Origin of the sequence: Paraburkholderia hiiakae (assembly GCF_904848665.1) — a bacterium.
In the GTDB taxonomy this organism is placed as follows: domain Bacteria; phylum Pseudomonadota; class Gammaproteobacteria; order Burkholderiales; family Burkholderiaceae; genus Paraburkholderia; species Paraburkholderia hiiakae.
This window is the reverse complement of the sequence record NZ_CAJHCQ010000003.1, coordinates 267,875-288,248: the sequence shown is the minus strand read 5'-3', so window position 1 is coordinate 288,248 and position 20,374 is coordinate 267,875. Positions and strand designations below refer to the sequence as shown.

Annotated in this window: 22 protein-coding genes and 2 tRNA genes; 15 read left to right on the top strand and 9 right to left on the bottom strand. The window is 64.9% G+C overall.

Annotated features, from left to right (window positions below):
* Positions 1-616 precede the first annotated feature (616 nt).
* From JMY28_RS08420 to JMY28_RS08410, 3 genes are all read left to right on the top strand, one after another.
* On the top strand, positions 617-2,194 hold the full coding sequence (locus JMY28_RS08420) for a UbiD family decarboxylase (protein ID WP_201695444.1): 1,578 nt from the start codon (positions 617-619) through the stop codon (positions 2,192-2,194).
* A gap of 147 nt (positions 2,195-2,341) precedes the next feature.
* Entirely contained in the window at positions 2,342-3,814 is a 1,473-nt protein-coding gene (locus JMY28_RS08415) for an NAD-dependent succinate-semialdehyde dehydrogenase (RefSeq protein WP_201695443.1), read from the top strand.
* Positions 3,815-3,894: 80 nt separating this feature from the next.
* Entirely contained in the window at positions 3,895-4,569 is a 675-nt protein-coding gene (locus JMY28_RS08410; RefSeq protein ID WP_201695442.1) for a LysE family translocator, read from the top strand.
* Between the two features lie 142 nt (positions 4,570-4,711).
* Here JMY28_RS08410 and JMY28_RS08405 read toward each other — a convergent pair whose 3' ends face one another.
* On the bottom strand, positions 4,712-5,017 hold the full coding sequence (locus JMY28_RS08405; protein ID WP_201695441.1) for a hypothetical protein: 306 nt from the start codon (positions 5,015-5,017) through the stop codon (positions 4,712-4,714).
* On the opposite strand from JMY28_RS08405, the gene JMY28_RS08400 reads away from it, so the two are divergent.
* Complete coding sequence (locus JMY28_RS08400) at positions 4,995-5,297, top strand: hypothetical protein (protein WP_201695440.1); 303 nt, start codon at positions 4,995-4,997, stop codon at positions 5,295-5,297. The two genes, JMY28_RS08405 and JMY28_RS08400, sit on opposite strands and share 23 nt — an antisense overlap.
* A gap of 149 nt (positions 5,298-5,446) precedes the next feature.
* Here the strand turns inward: JMY28_RS08400 and JMY28_RS08395 are convergent, their stop codons facing one another.
* Positions 5,447-5,884 carry a hypothetical protein gene (locus JMY28_RS08395; RefSeq protein WP_201695619.1) on the bottom strand — a complete coding sequence of 146 codons (438 nt, stop codon included), beginning with the start codon at positions 5,882-5,884 and terminating at the stop codon, positions 5,447-5,449.
* Positions 5,885-6,207: 323 nt separating this feature from the next.
* Between JMY28_RS08395 and JMY28_RS08390 the strand changes: the two genes are divergently transcribed.
* The 5 genes from JMY28_RS08390 (at position 6,208) to trmB (ending at position 8,935) form a co-directional block, all read left to right on the top strand.
* A complete protein-coding gene (locus JMY28_RS08390; protein WP_201695439.1) occupies positions 6,208-6,528 on the top strand; it encodes an EthD family reductase in 321 nt (106 codons plus the stop codon).
* A 106-nt stretch (positions 6,529-6,634) separates the two neighbouring features.
* Positions 6,635-7,198: a YggT family protein gene (locus JMY28_RS08385; protein ID WP_201695438.1), complete on the top strand. Its 564-nt coding sequence runs from the start codon at positions 6,635-6,637 to the stop codon at positions 7,196-7,198.
* 131 nt (positions 7,199-7,329) lie between these two features.
* Positions 7,330-7,404 (top strand) — tRNA-Gly (locus JMY28_RS08380).
* Positions 7,405-7,633: 229 nt separating this feature from the next.
* A complete protein-coding gene (locus JMY28_RS08375) occupies positions 7,634-7,843 on the top strand; it encodes a hypothetical protein (protein WP_201695437.1) in 210 nt (69 codons plus the stop codon).
* A 309-nt stretch (positions 7,844-8,152) separates the two neighbouring features.
* Positions 8,153-8,935 (top strand): tRNA (guanosine(46)-N7)-methyltransferase TrmB, encoded by a 783-nt coding sequence (trmB, locus tag JMY28_RS08370; protein WP_201695436.1) that lies wholly within the window; start codon positions 8,153-8,155, stop codon positions 8,933-8,935.
* 58 nt (positions 8,936-8,993) lie between these two features.
* Here trmB and JMY28_RS08365 read toward each other — a convergent pair whose 3' ends face one another.
* The 3 genes from JMY28_RS08365 to JMY28_RS08355 all read right to left on the bottom strand — a co-directional run bounded on the left by JMY28_RS08365 (position 8,994) and on the right by JMY28_RS08355 (position 10,916).
* Positions 8,994-9,848, bottom strand: coding sequence for an undecaprenyl-diphosphate phosphatase (locus JMY28_RS08365; protein WP_201695435.1), 855 nt, complete (start codon positions 9,846-9,848; stop codon positions 8,994-8,996).
* Positions 9,849-9,936: 88 nt separating this feature from the next.
* Entirely contained in the window at positions 9,937-10,524 is a 588-nt protein-coding gene (locus JMY28_RS08360) for a DUF1439 domain-containing protein (protein WP_201695434.1), read from the bottom strand.
* A gap of 80 nt (positions 10,525-10,604) precedes the next feature.
* Positions 10,605-10,916 (bottom strand): YkgJ family cysteine cluster protein, encoded by a 312-nt coding sequence (locus JMY28_RS08355; protein ID WP_201695433.1) that lies wholly within the window; start codon positions 10,914-10,916, stop codon positions 10,605-10,607.
* Positions 10,917-11,164: 248 nt separating this feature from the next.
* Here JMY28_RS08355 and hemN point away from each other — a divergent pair, with 248 nt between their 5' ends.
* On the top strand, positions 11,165-12,550 hold the full coding sequence (hemN, locus tag JMY28_RS08350) for an oxygen-independent coproporphyrinogen III oxidase (protein WP_201695432.1): 1,386 nt from the start codon (positions 11,165-11,167) through the stop codon (positions 12,548-12,550).
* A gap of 110 nt (positions 12,551-12,660) precedes the next feature.
* Positions 12,661-12,745 (top strand) — tRNA-Leu (locus JMY28_RS08345).
* Positions 12,746-13,163: 418 nt separating this feature from the next.
* Here the strand turns inward: JMY28_RS08345 and JMY28_RS08340 are convergent.
* Both JMY28_RS08340 and JMY28_RS08335 read right to left on the bottom strand, forming a co-directional pair.
* On the bottom strand, positions 13,164-13,535 hold the full coding sequence (locus JMY28_RS08340; RefSeq protein ID WP_236596759.1) for a hypothetical protein: 372 nt from the start codon (positions 13,533-13,535) through the stop codon (positions 13,164-13,166).
* Between the two features lie 5 nt (positions 13,536-13,540).
* On the bottom strand, positions 13,541-14,539 hold the full coding sequence (locus tag JMY28_RS08335) for a hypothetical protein (RefSeq protein ID WP_201695431.1): 999 nt from the start codon (positions 14,537-14,539) through the stop codon (positions 13,541-13,543).
* A gap of 211 nt (positions 14,540-14,750) precedes the next feature.
* On the opposite strand from JMY28_RS08335, the gene JMY28_RS08330 reads away from it, so the two are divergent.
* Complete coding sequence (locus tag JMY28_RS08330; protein WP_201695430.1) at positions 14,751-14,957, top strand: hypothetical protein; 207 nt, start codon at positions 14,751-14,753, stop codon at positions 14,955-14,957.
* A 21-nt stretch (positions 14,958-14,978) separates the two neighbouring features.
* Here the strand turns inward: JMY28_RS08330 and poxB are convergent, their stop codons facing one another.
* The gene (gene poxB, locus JMY28_RS08325; RefSeq protein WP_201695429.1) at positions 14,979-16,697 is read right to left on the bottom strand and encodes a ubiquinone-dependent pyruvate dehydrogenase; all 1,719 of its coding nucleotides are present in this window, start codon (positions 16,695-16,697) and stop codon (positions 14,979-14,981) included.
* 264 nt (positions 16,698-16,961) lie between these two features.
* Here poxB and JMY28_RS08320 point away from each other — a divergent pair, with 264 nt between their 5' ends.
* Both JMY28_RS08320 and JMY28_RS08315 read left to right on the top strand, forming a co-directional pair.
* Positions 16,962-17,669: a pseudouridine synthase gene (locus JMY28_RS08320; RefSeq protein WP_201695428.1), complete on the top strand. Its 708-nt coding sequence runs from the start codon at positions 16,962-16,964 to the stop codon at positions 17,667-17,669.
* A 155-nt stretch (positions 17,670-17,824) separates the two neighbouring features.
* A complete protein-coding gene (locus JMY28_RS08315) occupies positions 17,825-18,013 on the top strand; it encodes a hypothetical protein (protein ID WP_201695427.1) in 189 nt (62 codons plus the stop codon).
* A 34-nt stretch (positions 18,014-18,047) separates the two neighbouring features.
* On the opposite strand, the gene JMY28_RS08310 is transcribed toward JMY28_RS08315, so the two are convergent.
* Positions 18,048-19,130: an NAD-dependent epimerase/dehydratase family protein gene (locus JMY28_RS08310; protein WP_201695426.1), complete on the bottom strand. Its 1,083-nt coding sequence runs from the start codon at positions 19,128-19,130 to the stop codon at positions 18,048-18,050.
* A gap of 132 nt (positions 19,131-19,262) precedes the next feature.
* Here JMY28_RS08310 and JMY28_RS08305 point away from each other — a divergent pair, with 132 nt between their 5' ends.
* On the top strand, positions 19,263-20,294 hold the full coding sequence (locus JMY28_RS08305) for a CDP-6-deoxy-delta-3,4-glucoseen reductase (RefSeq protein ID WP_201695425.1): 1,032 nt from the start codon (positions 19,263-19,265) through the stop codon (positions 20,292-20,294).
* The last annotated feature ends 80 nt before the right edge of the window (positions 20,295-20,374 follow it).

Below are 20,374 nucleotides of genomic sequence, written 5' to 3'. Positions count from 1 at the left end.
ACGGCCAATTGCAGGATCAAGACACCGCGCGCCCTGGCTGGTGCGGCAGCGGTGTCGGGAAAACGGCAAGTACGCCGTGGGTGGAACTCCTCCTGGACAACCAGGCACGCAGTGTGCGCGCGCCGGGAGTTCTCACGCGAAAAGCCAGCGCGAAGGGGCGCTGACGAGGACAACCAATCAAGACCGTATGCAAGCCGTGCAGGGGTTCGGCAAAACGGCGACGCGTTGCGTCTGAAGGGCCGGGAAGGTGGTTAAAAATTTCAAACCCTGCAACCAGTGTGGACGGATTCTAGCAGCCTGTTATAGATCGTCAATACTATAGAATGTCAAATCTATAACTAATTGTAATGATGAACATCGTTCAGTCGGTCGGAAACCGCGTGCCAAGGGGGTCTGCGGCTTGTTATGCGGATTAGCTAGCAGCGTGCGTCAGCCAACACAGGTAAAATCGACAATCGTTACGCCGCGTTTCGTCCGGCTTCAAGCACCGGCCGCGAACTGCAGCCGCCCTGCAACCGCCGCGCAGTTGTCCAATCCGGCCCCCGTCTGGCCGCGCGAGCCGGCCTGCCGGGTTGCTCAGCGAGTTGCCCACTGAGTTGTCCAAGACTGGCCCCCAATGAAATACAAAGACCTGCGCGACTTCGTTGGTCGCCTGGAGACGCTCGGCGAATTGCGCCGCGTCCCACAAGCTGTCTCTCCGGTACTGGAAATGACCGAGCTGTGCGACCGCGTCCTGCGCGCCGGTGGCCCGGCCCTACTCTTTGAGAACCGTTCAACGCACGCATTCCCGGTGCTCGGCAATCTGTTCGGCACGCCCCGGCGCGTGGCGCTCGGCATGGGCATCGACGCGCCGGAAAGCGGCGGCGACGGTGCCGCGCTCGAGTCGCTACGCGACGTGGGACGGCTGCTCTCGGCGCTCAAGGAGCCCGAGCCGCCGCGCGGACTGAAGGACGCAGGCAAGCTCCTCACGCTCGCCAAGGCCGTCTGGGACATGGCGCCGAAGACCGTGAGCGCGCCGCCCTGCCAGGAGATTGTCTGGGAAGGCGACGACGTCGATCTCGCGAAGCTGCCGATCCAGACCTGCTGGCCTGGCGACGCCGGCCCGCTCGTCACGTGGGGCCTGACCGTCACGCGCGGTCCCAACAAGACGCGCCAGAATCTCGGCATCTACCGCCAGCAGCTCATTGGCCGCAACAAGCTCATCATGCGCTGGCTCGCGCATCGAGGCGGCGCGCTCGACTTCCGCGAGTTCGCGCTGAAGAACCCCGGCAAGCCGTATCCCGTGGCGGTCGTGCTCGGCGCCGACCCCGCGACGATCCTCGGCGCCGTGACGCCGGTGCCCGACACGCTCTCCGAATACCAGTTCGCGGGCCTGTTGCGAGGCGCCCGCACCGAGCTCGCGAAGTGCCTGACGCCCGGCGTCGACACCCTCCAGGTGCCCGCGCGCGCCGAGATCGTGCTCGAGGGCTTCATCTACCCGCAGGCGGCCCAGCCCGGCCCCGCACCCGCCGGCGCGCCGCCACGTCCCGCCAAAGGCGCGAGCGCCGCGTACGAGCACGCGCTCGAAGGCCCCTACGGCGACCACACGGGCTACTACAACGAACAGGAGTGGTTCCCCGTCTTCACGGTCGAGCGCATCACCATGCGCCGCGATGCGATCTACCATTCGACGTACACGGGCAAACCGCCGGACGAGCCGGCGGTGCTCGGCGTGGCGCTCAACGAAGTGTTCGTGCCGCTCTTGCAGAAGCAGTTTCCCGAGATCACCGACTTCTATCTGCCGCCCGAGGGGTGCAGCTACCGCATGGCGATCGTGCAGATGAAGAAAAGCTACCCCGGGCATGCAAAACGCGTGATGTTCGGGGTGTGGAGCTTCCTGCGGCAGTTCATGTATACAAAGTTCATCGTCGTGGTCGACGATGATGTCGACATTCGCGACTGGAAGGAGGTGATCTGGGCGATCACCACGCGTATCGATCCGGCGCGCGACACGGTGCTCGTCGAGAACACGCCGATCGACTATCTCGACTTCGCTTCGCCGGTGGCCGGTCTCGGCTCGAAGATGGGGCTCGACGCGACCAACAAGTGGCCCGGAGAAACGGATCGGGAATGGGGCCGCGCGATCGAGATGGACGCGGCCGTGAAGACGCGCGTCGACCGTCTCTACGACGAACTCGGCCTTAGCCGCAGCTAGCGCGCCGCGCCTCGCGACCCGGCGTGGTGCCTTCGGCGCCACGCCGGCCGATTCATCCGCGACGCCTTTTCGCGACGCCGCGCTTACCGCGTCACGCCTCGTGCATGGCATGAGCCGCGGCGCCACTGAACCTGAGGAGACTCGAAGATGAGCTTGCCCGCATCGGAGCGCCTGACGCAACTGAACGATCCCGCCCTCTTCAAGACCCGCGCGTACATCGACGGCGAATGGAGCGGCGGTGCGGCCACGTTCGCCGTGCTCGACCCCGCCGACAACACGGAGATCGCGAGCGTGCCCGACTTCGGCGCCGATGAGGCGCATCGCGCCATCGGGGCCGCGAATGCCGCGCTGCCGGCGTGGCGCGCGAAGACGGGTAAGGAACGCGCCGCCGTGCTGCGGCGCTGGTTCGACCTCGTGATCGAACATGCCGACGACCTCGCCGCGATCATGACCGCCGAACAAGGCAAGCCGCTCGCGGAAGCGCGCGGCGAAGTGATATACGGCGCGTCGTTCCTGGAGTGGTTTGCCGAAGAGGCCAAGCGTGTGAACGGCGATGTGCTCGCGAGCCCCGCGAGCGACCGCAAGCTCGTCGTGCTCAAGCAGCCTATCGGCGTATGCGCCTCGATCACCCCATGGAATTTCCCGATCGCGATGATCACGCGCAAGGTCGCGCCAGCCATCGCCGCGGGCTGCACGATCGTCGTGAAGCCCGCCGAGCAAACGCCGCTTTCCGCGCTCGCGCTCGCCGAACTGGCCCAGCGCGCGGGCGTGCCCAAGGGAGTGTTCAACGTGGTCACTGCCGACTCGGCGAACTCCATCGAGATCGGCAAAGCGCTGTGCGAAAGCGATATCGTGCGCCATCTCTCGTTCACCGGATCGACGCCGGTCGGGCGCATCCTCATGGAGCAGTGCGCGCCGACCGTCAAGAAAATCGCCCTCGAACTGGGTGGCCACGCCCCCTTCATCGTGTTCGACGACGCCGATCTCGACGCCGCAGTGGAAGGCGCGATGATCTCGAAGTACCGCAACGCGGGCCAAACCTGCGTCTGCACGAACCGCTTCTATGTGCACGATAAGGTGTACGACGCTTTCGTCGAGAAACTCGCCGCTGCCTCGCGCAAGATCAAGGTGGGCAACGGCTTCGAGGATGGCGTGAACCAGGGGCCGCTGATCGACGACGCGGCTGTCGCCAAGGTCGCGCAGCATATCAGCGATGCAACGGCCCAGGGTGCAAGGCTCGTGGCGGGCGGCAAGGTCAGCTCGGGGCGCTACGTCGAGCCCACCGTGCTCGCCGACGTTACGCGCGATATGCTGATCGCGCGCGAGGAAACCTTCGGCCCGGTCGCGGCGGTGTTCCGCTTCAGCGACGAAGCCGAAGTCATCGGCCTCGCCAACGACACCGACTTCGGCCTCGCGTCCTACTTCTATAGCCGCGACATCGGCCGCGTCTGGCGCGTGGCGGAAGCGCTCGAGTACGGCATGGTCGGGGTCAACACCGGACTCATTTCGAACGAGGTCGCGCCGTTTGGCGGCGTGAAGCAATCAGGTCTCGGGCGCGAGGGTTCGAAGTACGGCATCGACGAATATGTCGAACTGAAGTATCTGTGCATCGGCGTTTGAAGCACGTTTGAGCCGCGACGCCCGCTTCCTCCCATGCGGGCGCACGCGGCGCAGTCCCATACCAACAAGAAATCGTTTTCATGTCTCACGTTTCCCTGCTTTCCGACGGCTTTTTTCTGTCGCTTTCGCTTTGCCTCGACATCGGTCTCGTCAACGTCGCCATCATCTCGCTCACGCTCACGCACGGCTTCCGCTCGGGCTTCTGGCTGGGGCTCGGCTCGTGTTTCGGCGACCTCATCTATGCCGCGCTCGCACTTGCGGGCATGGCCGCGCTGCTGCAGTTTTCGGCCGTGCGCTGGATCGTGTGGATCGGCGGCTCCGCCCTGCTGCTCATGCTCACGTGGAAGATGGCACGAGAAGCGCTCAATCCGGCATCGGCGCCGCCCGTGGAAGGCGAAGCCGACAACGCTGCACCGCTGCCCAATCCATGGCGCAGCTTCGGGCGCGGCGTGCTGCTCGCGCTCTCGTCGCCGAGTGCAATTCTCTGGTTTGCCGCTGTCGGCGGCGCGCTCATCGCAAAGTCGGGGGCGACGAGCGCCGGCGCGGCCTCGCTCTTTCTGCTGGGCTTTTTCGCCGGCGGCCTCGGCTGGACCTTGTTTCTTTGCGGACTGGCTAGTCATGGCCGCAAACGCGCCGGCACCGGCCTGCTGCGCGCCTGCCATGTACTTTCGGCGCTACTGTTCGCGTACTTCTCGTACAGCGTGATCGTGCACGGCTATCGCGACCTGATCGTGCAGGGCGCGGGCGCGACATAATCCGCGTCAGGCGCGCAGCGATCTAGCCGCGCGGTGCAGGTGGTGAAAGCGGCCGCCCAAAACAAACAGCACAACGCGGCGTGAGCCGGCGTTGCGCCGTTCGTGAAAGTTGCGACCGGGCGGCGTACGCCGCCCGTCACGCTCAATGACGGTAGTAGCCGTGGCCGTAGTACCCGCGGCCGTAATAGCCGCGGTAGTAGCCGTGATGCCAGTAAGGATGGCCGTAGTAGCCGCCAACGACGACGGCAGGCGGCGGCGCGTACACCACCGGCGGCGGCGCATAGACCACGGGCGGGGGCGGCGGTGCGTAGACCGGCGCAGCATAGACGGGATAGGCCGGGGCCACCGGAATGCCAATGCCGATACCCACCGAGACGTGCGCCTGGGCCGCGCTGACGAACCCCACACCCAGCGCGGCGGCAACGATGAACGATACGGTCTTTTTCACTTCTCTTCTCCTGGCGGCCACCAGCGGCGACGCGCATATAACGGGCACTGCCCACGCCTTCAATGTATCGAAAACGGCGGCCGTCATTGGTAGCCATTTGTTTCGAATTGCAATGCTATTTGGGGGGCGCTTAATAGCGCGTCAAGCCCAGCGGGCGCGGCTGCGGCAAAAAATCGCCGCCCACGCTCGCCGTCACGACGCTATTCGTTACAAAAACCAGGGCGCTGTCATTGTTACCTGCGCGAGGGAGTCGGGAAGCAAGTCTCCCGGTAATGTTTGATTACAAATTGATTGGACAGGGCTACGTTCGCACCACAGTCGCAGACGCGCGGCGACGCTGTAAACGACAATGCCCGGTCCTGGAACCGGGCATCTCATCCGACCAGCCAGCGGCGCACAAACCGCCACCGCCTTGGAACAAACACTCCGCTATCCGACCTTCACGTAGGTGAACTCGCGCGTGACGTTCGGCGGCACATAGGCGCCGCTGATGCGAACGCGCGGCGTCAGGCGCTTCTTCTGATCCCACCAACGGCGGCGCTGAAAGGGCGTGAGAAATCGCAGATGCTTTCGGTAAGCGAAGATGCTCATGGTGAACTCCCCGAATCGGACTACCGACAGGAACAAACCCAATTGCACGACTGCAACAACGAAACCGAAACGATGAAAAGTATTGTGCTCAGATTCCGCGACGAAAATGGCGGTGTTGCGAGATAGCCTCACGAGCGCCGCATATGCGCAGCGCACTGTTCGTTGCGGCTTCCCCGTGCTGGGTTTGGGTGCTGCGCACAGGTGCGCCGCCAGCCACCAGCAGAAATCGTGCCGCGCCAGGCTACCGGACGCGACATCGCGCTCGTCAGTGTTCATTTGTAGCCGCACCGTCGGCGCGTGATCGGTACGAAAGCGAACATTTCGCGCCGCGCGGCTGCGGCACAACACCCGGGTCGCGAGGCGCCTGTCAGACGCGGTCTGTCGGAACACTGTAGCCGTTCGCGGAAAAGCCTGCAGTGAATGCAGCCATTTTGCGCGGCGCGCACGCCAGAAACCGCAGCGGCTGCCGCGCGCCAGGCCCGCGCGGCAGCATCGCTCGCGGATACTGGCGAGGCGTAAGCCGTGGTAATGTGGCGACGGCGCGCGCATCGCAAGGGCACGCAACGCGCGCCCATCGGACTCACCGACGAGAACGCACAATGATCAAGGTCAGCATCCTCTATCCGTATCGCGAGAACGGGCGTTTCGACTCCGAGTACTACTGCACGCACCACATGCCGCTCGCGGCGAAGCTCTTTGGCGAATCGCTCAAGGGCTGGTCGGTCGACATCGGCATCAATGCGGGGCCGCCGGGCACGCCGCCGCCGTACGTCGCGGCTGGACACTTTCTGTTCGAGACGATGGACGCGTTCTACGCGGCGTTTCAGCCGAATGCCGACACACTCCTCGACGACATTCCCAACTACACCGACGGCGGAAATGGCACCATTCTGATCAGCGAGGTCAAGGTGTCCGTCTGACGTGCTCCGCTCGAGCCTGCTGGGACGAGCGGACCTGGACTAGACCTTCCATCGGCCGCCACACGCCAGGTGCGCCGCCACCCAACACAAGAAGGAAACAACACCGATGTTCGGCGATATCGCCCGCTTTCTGCTCAATACGGTCTTCACACTATTCGGCGCCGCCCTGCTGCTGCGCGCCTGGCTCCAGTTCGTGCGTGTGCCGCCGTACAACCCCGTGACCCACGCGATCCAGCAGGTCACCAACTGGCTGGTGCTGCCCCTGCGGCACGCCATTCCCGGCGTGCGCGGCATCGACTGGGCGAGCGTGGTCGCCGCGCTGGTCGCGGCCATTGCCTACGTGCTGCTGATGGTATGGATCGCAGGCGTGGACCCATTGGGTCTTTTGCCGACGCTTCTCATCGTTGCCGTGCTCACGCTGGTGAAATGGGCGCTCAACCTGCTGATCTGGCTGACGATCCTGATGGCGCTGCTCTCGTGGCTCAATCCTCGCTCGGCGGCGATGCCGGTGCTGTTCCAGCTGACGGCGCCGTTCCTTAACCCGCTGCGCCGTATCCTGCCGAACCTGGGCGGCCTCGACCTCTCACCGATTCTGCTCTTCGTGATCGTGCAGGTGCTGCTGATGGTAGTCACGCGCGCAGCTGTTTCGCTCACGCTGTTTGGTATCTGAGCGGCATCTGACTGGCATTTGAGGACATATCCGCGCACGCTCTCGTGCACGCGGCGTCACGCTCGGGGCGCCGCGTCGTTTGACCGCGTCATTGCGCGAAACGGCCAAAACCGCGTAAAATAGCGCGCTCTGCGGGCGTCGTATAATGGCCATTACCTCAGCTTCCCAAGCTGATGACGTGGGTTCGATTCCCATCGCCCGCTCCACGTCGGTTTACCGACCTCTCTTCGAGGCCTGGGCTTTCGATGAGCGCCCCTCCCGGGACGCCCTGCCCGCCCGACCGGCACATGCCGGGCATGACCTGAATTCCTCCGTTGCACAACGCACTCTGGCGCTTCTCGGGTCCTCCCGCACGCGCCGCGAGCAGGTCTGCTGCCACATAACGACTCGCTGCGCGCCCTCTGGCGCACCAGTCCCACGATGGATCAATTTTTCATGTCCCGGCCGAGCGCGATCGCCCTGATCGTGCGCTCGCGCAAAGCCCTTCTCGCCGACGCCGACGAGCGCCCATCCGACGAAGCCGAGCGCCTGCGCGCCGCGGCCGACGACCTCACGCGCCTCATGTTCGACGTGCGCGCCGGGCGTGTGAGCGCGTTCGAGTTGAACGAACCCACGCGCATGCAGGTCGTCGTTTCAGCCGATTGAGGTGTCGCAGCGAGGAGAAGCGGCCCCGCCTCAGCCGCCAGAGCCGTGCGAGTGCGCTGATATAATGCGCGACGGCTTCGGAGCCGCTGGGCTTCGAGCGCGCCGCGCCCGCCCTGCCGGGCCGAAGGCCGCCGCCGATTCCGGCGAACGCAAAAGCGGCGCACAACGCATCCGGCCACGCCGGCGCGCATCGCGCCCGGCTATGCGGCCCCGGATAGCCCGCGAAATGGCCAGCACCGAGCCGAAGGCACAGCCTGCCCCGATTATCGACAGCCGCGAAATCCGCCGCTCTCACATTCACCCGCGAAGATGAATCACGATCCCAACGACGCCACCCGTCCCGACTGCACGCCGTCAGACGCACAAGACGCCGCCTCCGGCACGAACGCGCAATCCGAGGCCGCCGTCGGCGACGCGCTGCACCACCGCCGCATCCGCAGCTTCGTGACCCGCGCTGGCCGCGTCTCGACCGGCCAGCGTCGCGCGCTCGACGAACTCGGGCCGCGCTTCGTTGTGCCCTATGCGCCGGAAGCCGCCGACTGGGACGCCGTGTTTGAACGGCACGCGCCGCGCATCCTGGAGATCGGTTTCGGGATGGGCGCGAGCACGGCGGAAATCGCAGCATTGCGCCGCGAGGACGACTTCCTCGGCGTCGAGGTCCATGAACCTGGCGTGGGAGCGCTGCTGAAGCTGATCGGAGATCAGAATCTGGAGAACATCCGAATCATTCAGCACGACGCCGTTGAGGTGCTCGAGCACATGATCGCGCCAGCGAGCCTCGACGGCGTGCACATCTTTTTCCCCGATCCGTGGCACAAGGCGCGCCACCACAAGCGCCGCCTGATTCAGCCGAAGTTCGTCGCGCAACTCGTCTCGCGCATGAAGCCGGGCGCGTACCTGCACTGCGCGACCGACTGGCAGAACTACGCCGAGCAGATGCTCGAAGTGCTCAGCGCGGAACCCGCGCTCGAAAATACGGCCGCCGACTACGCGCCGCGCCCCGACTACCGTCCGGTGACGAAGTTCGAGCGTCGCGGCCTGCGGCTCGGTCACGGCGTGTGGGATCTCGTGTTCCGCCGCCGCGCGGACTGAAACTGAGAACCAGGCAGAAAAACGGGCGCCGTGATGTCATGCGGCGCCCGTCGTGTTTTTAGTCGTCCCAGCCCATGCCGCCGCCATAGCCGAACAGCAGGATCACAAGACCGAAAGCGATCCGGTACCAGGCGAAGGCGGTGAAGTCGTGCGACGCGACAAAGCGCAGCAGCCAGCGCACACATGCGAACGCGCTGACGAACGCGGCGACGAAGCCGACGCCGAAGAGCCCGAGCCCGTCCACGGAAAGCTCGTGCCAGCTCTTGTACAGCTCATAAACGGTTGCGCCAAAGATCACGGGAATCGCAAGGAAGAACGAGAACTCGGTCGCGACGCGCCGCTCGAGGCCGAACAGCATCGCGCCGATGATCGTTGAGCCCGAGCGCGACATGCCCGGAATCAGCGCGAAGCACTGCGCGCAACCCACCTTGAACGCGTCCAGCGGCGTGATCTCGTCAATCGAATTCACGCGCGCGCTGCGTTGCGCAGCGACCGGCAGTCCCTTCGGACCGCGCAGACGACTTTCGACCCACAGGATGACGAGGCCGCCGCCAACGAGCGCGAACGCTACCGGCACCGGCGCGAAGAGAACCGACTTGATCGCCTTCTCGAACATCAGACCGAGCACGACCGCCGGAATTGTGGCGACGATCACGTTGAGCGTGAAGCGCCGCGCATCGGGACGCGAGGGCAACCCTACGACGACCTCGCCGATCTTGCGCCGGAACTCCCAGCACACGGCGAGGATCGCGCCAAACTGGATCACCACGTAGAAGGTCTTCGCAGACTCGCCGTCGAAGTTGAGCAAGCTGCCGACGACGATCAGATGCCCCGTACTCGAAACGGGCAGAAATTCCGTCAGCCCTTCGACGATGCCGAGAATCAAGGCCTTGCAGGTCAAAAACCAGTCCATCCCTTTTATCCCTCTTCTTTGTACATCGGGACGGCGCACGCCGCGCCACACGACCGACGACGGCCGCGCGCGCTGGCGTTTCGTCTGCTTACTTCTCGACGATCTGCACGCGTATACCGTTTGTAAGGATGCTGATTGTACCGGGTTCGTAGTTGACTCCGGCAAATTGGAGCTGATCGGGCTTGAAGGTGTAGACGGGATAGTTGTTGAGCAACTGGGTAGCAACGAGCGCGGCGACCGCGCTCACCTGCGGCGCGTAGGCGGCGGCGTTGCCTGCCATGTCGACGCCATCGACCGAAGGCGAGCGCAGCACCACGGCACGGCTCGCGCTGTCGTAGGCGAGTTCGCTCGACACCGTGAACGCGCCGCTCACGGGTTGCTGCATCAACGGGCTTTCGAGGTGCGCGTCGAGCCGCACGGCCACGCGGTTGCGATCGGGCTGGAGCGTCACGACGGGGTTCGTGAGCGAAACGTCGAAAATCTGCTGCATCGAGCGGTGATAAGGAAACTTGCGCTGCACCGCGTCCTGCACCTGCTGCTGCGAAAACGTGTAGTGATCGGGAATGAACGGGAAAATCCCCGTCGCACACGCGCCGAGCGACATCGCCGTACCCGCCGCAGCGCAGGCTGTGAGCAGGAAGGCGCGCCGGGAAGCGCGCGTTGCGGTGTGGACCATGCGAAATCTCCTTGTTTGGTCGGGTTTGACGCGCCGCCATCCTGGCGCATAACGGCCGGCCGACGCAGTTTGCGCCTGGTTCAGCGCGCGGCCCGCATCAGCGATTGCGGTTGGGTTTGCGCCTCGAGACGCGTGAGCCAGACGATGGCCTCCTCGCGCGATGCCCCGCACATCTCGGGCTGCGGCTGCAGCCCCGAGCAGCACGCCGGGCGCAACGGCGAGCCGAAGATCATGCAGCGCAGGTCCTCGCCGAGTTGAACGCAGCGCACGCCGGCCGGCTTGCCTTCGGGCATCCCCGGAATCGGGCTCGTAATAGACGGCGCGATGCAGCACGCGCCGCAACCGGGGCGGCATGCATGCACTGAGACTTCGGCGGGAATAGCGGTACTCACTTCGGCTTCCTGGAACTCTGACAAATTGTGTCCGAGGCGCGGTGGGGATTGCGACACCGCACGCCGCGACAGATCAGACGCATTGTGCCATCGCCCGCATGCGACCTTTTTACACAATCGCTTCCTCCTACCCGCTCGTACACTTTATCAATCTGGCGCTGTAGGACAGGGGACAGGTCAACTGTGCGCGGCGTTCCGCGGCGCCGGACGCCGCCCAGCCATGCGCCGCCCTTCCCAGTGAGCTTTGCATGAGCGACGCAGACCTGCTCTTTCGCCCCGACCTGCTAGCCAGATACGGTGCCAACGGCCCGCGCTACACGTCCTACCCCACCGCCCTGCAGTTCCGTGACGACTTCGATCCCGCCGACTACCGCCGCGCGGCTGCCGATCCGGGCGCGAGCGAAACCGATCTCTCGCTTTACTTCCACGTTCCGTTTTGCGATACCGTCTGCTTTTATTGCGGCTGCAACAAGGTCATCACGAAGAACCGCGGCCGCGCGAAACCGTATCTCGCGCAGGTGATCCGCGAACTGGAGCTGCAGGCCGCCCTCTTCGACACGAAGCGCCCCGTTTCGCAGCTGCATTGGGGCGGCGGCACGCCCACCTTTCTCTCGCTGGACGAAATGAGCGCGCTCATGGCCGCCACGCGCGAATGCTTCGCGCTGCAGCCCGACGACACCGGCGAATACTCGATCGAGATCGACCCGCGCGAAGCCACGGCGCAGACCATTGCGCATCTGCGTTCGCTCGGCTTCAACCGGTTGAGCCTGGGCGTTCAGGACTTCGATCCGGTTGTGCAGAAGGCGGTCAACCGCATTCAGCCGCTCGAGCTGACCGTCGACGTCATGAACGCCGCGCGCGCGAACGGCTTCGAATCGATCAGCGTCGATCTGATCTATGGCCTGCCGCACCAGAACGTCAAAACATTCGGCCGCACGCTCGAGACGATGCTGCTGCTCGCGCCCGATCGCATCTCGGTGTTCGGCTACGCGCACATGCCGCATTTATTCAAGATGCAGCGTCAGATGGACGAAGCCACGTTGCCCACGCCCACGGAGCGCATGGCGCTGTTGAGGCTCGTGATCGAGCAGCTCACCGAGGCGGGCTATGTGTACATCGGCATGGACCATTTCGCGCTGCCCACCGACGAACTTGCGCGCGCCCAGGCGCAACGCACGCTGCACCGCAATTTCCAGGGTTACAGCACACGCGCCGACTGCGACCTGATCGGCTTTGGCGCTTCGGCGATCGGCAAGGTCGGCGACGTCTACGCGCAGAATGCGAAGGACCTGATCGGCTACGGCGCGGCCATTGGCGCGGGCAAGCTCGCGACCGCGAAAGGCGTGCGCCTCACCGCCGACGACCGTCTGCGCCGCGACATCATTACGGAACTCATGTGCAATCTCGAACTGCGTTACGACGAGTTCGAGGCCGCCTACGGCGTGCGTTTTCCGGCGACCTTCGCGGCCGAGCTCGAACGGCTGCGCGAGTTCGAACGCGACGGGCTTGTCGCGCGCAGCGCCGACCGGCTCGAGGTACTGCCCGCTGGGCGCATGCTGGTGCGCAATATCGCGATGGTGTTCGACCGCTATCTTGACGCACAGCAGCCCAAACGGTTCTCGCGGACGATTTGACGGCTCGCTGCCGCCGTGTGGTTGCCTGGGCGGGCGATTTGCGTCATAATCTAGGGCTGCTTCGAGCGCTTGCATATTTGCGCTCGGGTGCTTGAAACAAGCAAGCACATGCCTCGGTGGTGAAATTGGTAGACGCGCCGGACTCAAAATCCGGTTCCGAAAGGAGTGCCGGTTCGATTCCGGCCCGAGGCACCAGCAACACATTCAAGCACTTAGCCCGATCCAGTCAGATCGGGCTTTTTGCTTTCTGGGCGCTGCGGGAAACTCCCGGACACTCCGTCAGAGCACACCGCAATCACCAACCGCACCCCTCGGTCGCCGCCCCACGCCCTGCGGATAAATACCGCTTTCACCTGCCGTCGCGTCGCTATGCTGCAATTCTCGTGGCGGGTCGCGTGCCGTCAGTGCTTTGGGCCCCCTATCAGAGTCAGTCCGATAGCGATCGTTCGCCTGCAGCTCCGAAAGCTCGTCGGAGCGTAGTCTCTGCATTGCCTTCTCGATTTCCCTGTCGTAACGCCGATCGTTAGGATCGCGGCCGGCGTGCGCCTTACGCGCGTACATCTGCGTGAAGCAACCAAGTTCGCCGGCCAGGCGGGCCCTTTTCGATTCGTGCTCACGTGTAACCCACCTCCCGCACCGCCAAGGAGTCGCACTCAATCGCAAGTTCGGCGCCGAGCGTTGAATAGACGAACACGAGCAGCGCCGCCCTCCTATGAGTAAGCCGCTCGCCGCGCTCAAGCGAAGCGCTGGCGCGCGCGTACTTCGTATCATCCGGCCGAACGATGTGAATGCCATACACGATGTTCAGCAACCCCAAGCGCTCAACGGAGACGCACGTAACGCCTTCGAACGTCACCACCACGCGTCTGTCGCCAAGGTACAGGCCAAGTGTCAGCGTCCGGGGCTCTACGTTCGGCCCAATCGCAACGCTATCCAGAGACCAATCGTGGAAGTAATTCCACGATGCCAATAAGTTGTCCGTCATTCCATTCACCAATGAAGCAAGGAAACCGGCGCGCCCTCGTCACGGCTAGTTCCGTCCCAATTGTGAGCATGAGGGTTGGGATTGCCGTGATGGGCCTCGAAGTCAATATCCGTCATTGGCGTGCCGTCGGGGCCGTACTGCCGCAACTGCGGCATCGTTCCCGGCATACTCGACGCCCACGTGCCCGGCGCTCCATTGAACGGCATACCTGCGATTTGCTCAGCGTCGCCATCCGGCATATCGCGCTGATAGTCGAACGGCCGTGCGTCACCGAGCAGCGTCGAATCGTGGCCAGAATCCGCGCTGAACAGGTCATCGTGAGAGGCGCCGCCGTCACCGCGATCGACCGAATCGTCAACGCCGCCGAGCACCGCCCCGGCTGCCGTCTCCACCGCACCGAGCAACTCGTCGCCATCGCTGGCCGCTGCGGCTACTGCGCGCCTTGCGGCGTTTGCGGCCTGTATTGCGTCGATGCGCTCGACCATCGCGTTGTACTTTTCGATGTAGGCCGTCGCGTCGTCGGCGTCGAGGGCCATCGATTCCATCACCGATTGGTGAAACGTCTTGCCGCACGTACTGGCGGCCACTCCACCCCCACCTCCGCTCCGATTTGTTTCGCCCCAGGTTTGCGGCGCGTAACGCTTCGATACGCCGACACTGCCACGCCAGTCACGATCAATGGCGGGGACGATCAGGCCGTCGCGCACCGCTTCGCGCAGAATGCGCGTTATGTCTTCGCCGTCGATCGGCGTGTGCCATTGCCCACGTACGTGCTTGCCAATGAAGTCCGCGTAGGCGCTGAAATCGTCTGAGGTACGCGACGCACGGCGAGCAATGCTCACCCTGAACAGTTGATCGAAATCCCGCCTGTCCTGCTCCATCTGGTCTTCGCGCGCCTTTCGCGCTCTCTGGCGCTCCTCGTAAGACAACCGCCAGCCACGGTCTACGTCTTCGATATCGCGAGCGGGCACTAGCGCGCACTGCCAACCGCCCTTGAGCGGCACGTAGAGCGCGTTATAAGAATTGCTCCATTCGGGTAACAACGTGTCACCTCCGCTTGGTTGTGGCGTGTTTAATAGCACGTCACCAGGCGGGCGACCTTGCGCTACATGGACCGGCAAGTAATTGATGTGAAACGCATTGAAGACGCTACTGCAACGCAAAGTGCAAACAACTTTTGGGGCTTGCAGCTAGTGGCACGTCGCGTGCATTTTCATGACACGAGAGGAAGCCATACGCATCCTCATCGAGGCCCACGAATCCGTCTCCGGGCGCACCGCAGCGACGCTGATCAAATCGGGCAACGACAGATCCGCCAGGCTCGAAGTGCTGGACCGGTTGCTGCTCGACGTGCGCGCTGGCCGGGTCGATGAATTTTTCACCAACCCGGAGGACAGCACCTGCGTCTCAATCACTGATTGACGCAGGTCCGCCGCACGAGCCTCAGCGCAAATTCGTCTGCGCCAGCTCCACCACCTCGTCTCCGCGCCCGCTCAACACCGCGCGCAGCATGTAGAGGCTGAACCCCTTCGCTTGCGCCCACTGCAGCTTCGGCGGCATGGCCAGTTCGTGCTTCGTCGTCACCACGTCGACGAGCGCGGGCCCTGCGTGCGAGAACGCCGCGCGCAACGCCTCATCGAGTGCTTCGGACGTCTCCACGCGCACACTGAAGAGGCCCGCACCTTTCGCGATATCCGCGAAGTTGGTCGCCGCCAGATCGGTGCCCGTCTCCACGTAGCCACCGGCCTTCATCTCCATTGCGACAAAACCGAGCGAGCTATTATTCAGGACAACGATCTTGATTGGCAGATCGAGCTGACGCGCCGTGAGAATGTCGCCGAGCAGCATCGAAAGGCCGCCGTCGCCGGAGAGCGAGACCACCTGGCGCCCGGCGTGCGCAGCCTGCGCGCCGAGCGCCTGCGGCATGGCGTTCGCCATCGAGCCGTGGTTGAACGAGCCGTGCAGGCGGCGCCGGCCGTTCATCGTCAGGTAGCGCGCGGCCCAGAGCGTGGGCGTGCCAACGTCGACCGCGAAGATCGCATCGTCCTCAGCGAGCGCGTCGAGTCGCGACACCACATACTGCGGATGGAGCGGCTTGCCCGCGGCTGCCGGGCGCGCGAGTTCGTCGAGTCCCTTGCGCGCGCTCGCGTAGTGCTCGCGCGCATGCTCGATGAAGCGCCGGTCGGTCTTGCGCGTGAGCTTCGGCGTGAGCGCGCGCAGCGTTTCGCGCACGTCGCCGATGAGGCCGAGCGTGAGCGGCGCGCGCTTGCCGAGCGCGGCCGCGTCGCGGTCGATCTGCACGATGTTCGCGTGGTGCGGATAGAAGTTGCGGTACGGGAAGTCGGTGCCGAGCATGACGAGCGTGTCGCACGACATCATCGCGTGGTAGCCCGAGCTGAAGCCGATCAGCCCGGTCATGCCCACGTCGTATGGGTTATCCCATTCGACGTACTGCTTGCCGCGCAGCGCATGCACCGTCGGCGCGCCGAGTGCGTCCGCGAAGGCCACCACTTCGTCATGCGAGCTCTTGCAGCCGCTTCCGCACAACAGCGTCACCGCCTCGGAGCGGTTCAGCAGCACGGCCAGCCGGTCGATATCCGCCGACGAAGGCAAGGTCGCCGGACGCGCCGCGTGGGCCCATGCCGGCTCCTCGTCAGACGCTTCCAGTAGCGCCACGTCGCCGGGCAGCACGATCACGGCGACGCCCTTCTGGTCGATCGCCGTGCGCAGCGCGGTGTCGAGCACGCGAGGGAACTGCGATGCGTTCGTCACCAGTTCCACGTAATGACTGCACTCGCGGAAGAGTTCGGTCGGGTGCGTCTCCTGGAAATAGCCAAGGCCGATTTCCGTCGACGGAATGTGCGCCGCGATCGCGAGCACCGGCGAGCGGTTGCGATGGCAGTCGTAGAGACCGTTGATGAGATGCAGGTTGCCGGGCCCGCAACTGCCCGCGCACACCGCGAGCCGGCCGGTTGCCGCGGCTTCGGCGCCCGCCGCAAAGGCGGCGACTTCCTCATGCCGCGTATGCATCCAGCGAATCGTGCCGAGCTTGCGCAGGCTCGCCGACAACCCGTTCAGGCTGTCGCCTGTCACGCCCCAGATACGCTCGACGCCAACTGCCTCGAGCGTTTTCGCCAAATGATCCGCTATTGTCTTCGCCATGGTGTTCTCCACGTGAGCCGTATGGCGCAGCGCGCACACCGAGGCCGGGCGCTGCGCGAGAAGAAAATTGGGGGGTCAATCATGTAGGCGTCCATGCCCTGCAACCCGACCGGACCTGCCACTACTTGCGCTACGTTACGCCATCCACCCGAGATACGCGGTCAAGCCGCGCACGGCGCGTTGGCACGGCAGCTCGGAGGACGTGGGACGTGGAACACGTCGACACGGATAAAATACCCCGCTCTACGCTGTTCGCCGTCCGTCATGAATCTCGAAAGCATTCTCTTTACCCAGGGTTTCGGCTCACGCCGCCAATGCCGCGCGCTCATCGCCGACGCGCGGGTCGCCGTCGCGGGCGAGCCGTGCACCGACCCGCTCGCCACGTTCGACACGGCGAGCCTCGTCTTCAGCGTCGACGGTACGCCGTGGCCGTTTCACGAGCGCGCGTACATTGCGCTCAACAAACCCGCGGGCTACGAGTGCTCGCGCGATCCGCAGCATCACTTGAGCGTGTTTCATCTGCTGCCGCCGCAGTTCGCCGAGCGCAACGTGCAATGCGTCGGCCGCCTCGATCAGGATACGACCGGCCTCCTGCTGCTTTCCGACGATGGCCAGTTCGTCCACGCCTTCACGTCGCCCAAGCGCAAGGTGCCGAAGGTCTACGTGGCGACAACGCGCCATCCGCTCGACGAAACCCAGCTGAACGCCTTGCGTGAAGGCGTGCTGCTGCACGGCGAGCGCGAGCCGAGCGTCGCACTCGCCGCAAACGCACGTGCAGACTACGAGCTGGAGCTGACCGTGCTCGAAGGCAAATATCACCAGGTCAAACGGATGGTGGCGGCGGCCGGCAACCGGGTCGAGGCGCTCCACCGCGAGCGCATCGGCGGCTTTCCCCTGCCCGCCGGACTGGCTCCGGGCGCCTGGCAATGGCTCGACGCCGCCGCACTCGACGCGTTGCGCAACAAGGGGTAAACCACCACTGAGCGGCACGAGCGCCCGCCGCTCAGTGTGTTGACGCACCGATGCTTGCAAACAGGCATCGTTCTTGCCGCGCCGCAGCATGTCCTTGCCGAGCTTCCGCCCTATACTCGTCTCAAGAACGATTACAAGTTGCAAGGAGGGGCATCATGATCATCAACGGCTCATTCGAAGTCTCATTCGTGTTGATGGCATTCGTGGCGCTTGGGGCGGTTCTGATCGGGGGCCTGCTCACGTCGATGCATATGCGACATCAGTATCATCCGAACCTCATCGGGGCGCTCATCGGAGCGCTATTGTGCTTCCTCCTGCTCGAAGCGCTGCCGGCCATCACGTGAACGGCACGCTTTGCGCCGCGCCGCCCGCCCGGAGTCACGGGTGCGGCGGCAGCGTGCGCAAGAACGCATCTACATCGGGATAACGCAAACGCACGCCCAGTTCGCGCTTCAGCCGCGCATTGGCGAGCCGGCGCGACTCGCGCATGAACGACAGCAAGACGGGCTCGAGTTCGCGCTCGGCCTCGGCGCGGCTCACGCGCGGTGCGCGCGCAAGGCCGAAGGCATCGGCTACGCGGTCGAAATACTCGCCCATCTTCAGTTCGCTGTCGTCCGTTGCGTGGATCGTGCGCCCTGGGCGGCCATGTGTCGCGAGGCGCAGGAGAATCGCCGCGAGATCGTCCGCGTGGATGTGGCTCGTGTAGACGTCGTCGCTCGCGACGAGCGCCGGCGTGCGCTTCTCCAGCCGCGCGAGCGGGAGACGGTTCGCTGCGTAAATACCGGGAATGCGCGCGATCGTGGCGCGCAGCGCACCGCACGCCGTTGCGCGCCGCAGTTGCCGTTCGGCCGATACCCGGCGTTTGGCGCGGGCGTTGGCGGGCTGCACCGTGCGGGTTTCATCGATGCGCGCGCCGCCGCAATCGCCGTACACCCCCGTCGTGCTTGCGTAGACGAGCGTCGGGCGTTCGAGGCGCTTACGCCGGGCGCGAGGAATCCGCCGAATGCGCTCGGGTACAATAACGGACGCTCCAGAGCCTACGGTATGGCCGAAAGCGTTGCGGCGAATACGGCCCACGAGAGCATGCAATGAGGGCCGCAACGCGCGCGGCGCCACGCCCGCCAACGCAGGCCGCGACACTGCGCGACGGCGCACCGCGAGCGCTGCGATCAGGCGGCGCGTTCGCAGGTCGTCGTCGCCGGATTTTTGCGGCGGAGCGAGGTGCAGTACGGTGCCAGCCAGGCCCGCGATGCGCGCGAGGCTCGTGCGGGAATCGAGGTCGCCGCGCACCGGCGTAGCGCCCGCGGCCCGCACCGCGTCTGTGCGCTCGGCACGGCGCGTGAGCGCAAAAACGCGCGCGCGGTCTGGCCGCTCGCGCAACTGGGCGACGCAGCGCAGGCCGACGTCGCCGCAACCGACAATCAGGATGCGCGCACGGCGCAGGGTTCGTGTGGCAATCATGGTGGAACCATTTTAGCGGCCCCGGCCTCGCGGCGAAGGCCGGCAAGGTAACGCGGACACTAGCCGGACGCTGTCCGGAAAGGGCACGCGCCCGGATTCAACCCTCGGATACAGACTTACGCTTCCCTGAATATGGCTTTCAACGTAACACTCAAGCAAAGCGGCCGGCAATTCCAGGTCGAGCCCGACGAACCCATTCTCAACGCGGCCCTGCGCCAGGGCATCGGCCTGCCGTATGGCTGCAAGAACGGCGCGTGCGGCTCGTGCAAGGGCACGGTCTGCCACGGCGAAATCGAGCAGCGCGCGCACGCGGCTTCGGCGCTGTCCAATGACGAACGAACGCGCGGCATGGCCCTCTTCTGCTGTGCAACGGCGCAAACCGACCTCGAAATCGATATCCGCGAAGTGGCGGGCGTGGGCGACGTGCAAGTGCGCAAGCTGCCTACCCGCATCGCCGCCATCGAGCGCAAGGCCGATGACGTCGTCGTCCTCAAGCTGCAACTGCCCGCCAATGAGCGCCTGCAGTATCTCGCCGGCCAGTACCTCGAATTCATCCTCAAGGACGGCACGCGCCGCTGCTACTCCATGGCGAGCGCGCCGCACGAGGAAGGCCCGATCGAGCTGCACATCCGCCACATGCCGGGCGGCAAGTTCACCGACCACGTCTTCTCGCAGATGAAGGAGCGCGACATCCTGCGCTTCGAAGCGCCGCTCGGCACCTTCTTCCTGCGCGAGGATTCGGACAAGCCCATCGTGCTGCTCGCCTCCGGCACCGGCTTCGCGCCGCTCAAGGCCATCGTCGAGCACGCGGTCCACAAGAATCTGAACCGCCCGATGACGCTCTACTGGGGCGCGCGCCAGAAGAAGGACCTGTACCTGATGGATCTCGCCGGGCAATGGGCGAAAGACATCCCGAACTTCCGCTTCGTACCGGTGCTCTCCGAGCCCGCCGCCGACGACAACTGGACCGAGCGCACGGGCTTCGTGCACCGCGCCGTGATCGAGGATCTGCCGGACCTTTCGGGCTACCAGGTCTATGCGTGTGGCGCGCCAGTGATGGTCGAGTCGGCGCAGCGCGACTTCACGCAGCACCACGGTCTGCCCGAAGACGAGTTCTACGCGGACTCGTTCACGAGCGCCGCGGACCTCGCGAACGCCGTCTGAGCGTCGTGCGAGCGGGTCGTTGCGTGCACAATGCAATGACCCGCATCGACCACGAATTGACCAACCAGGCTGCCGTCACG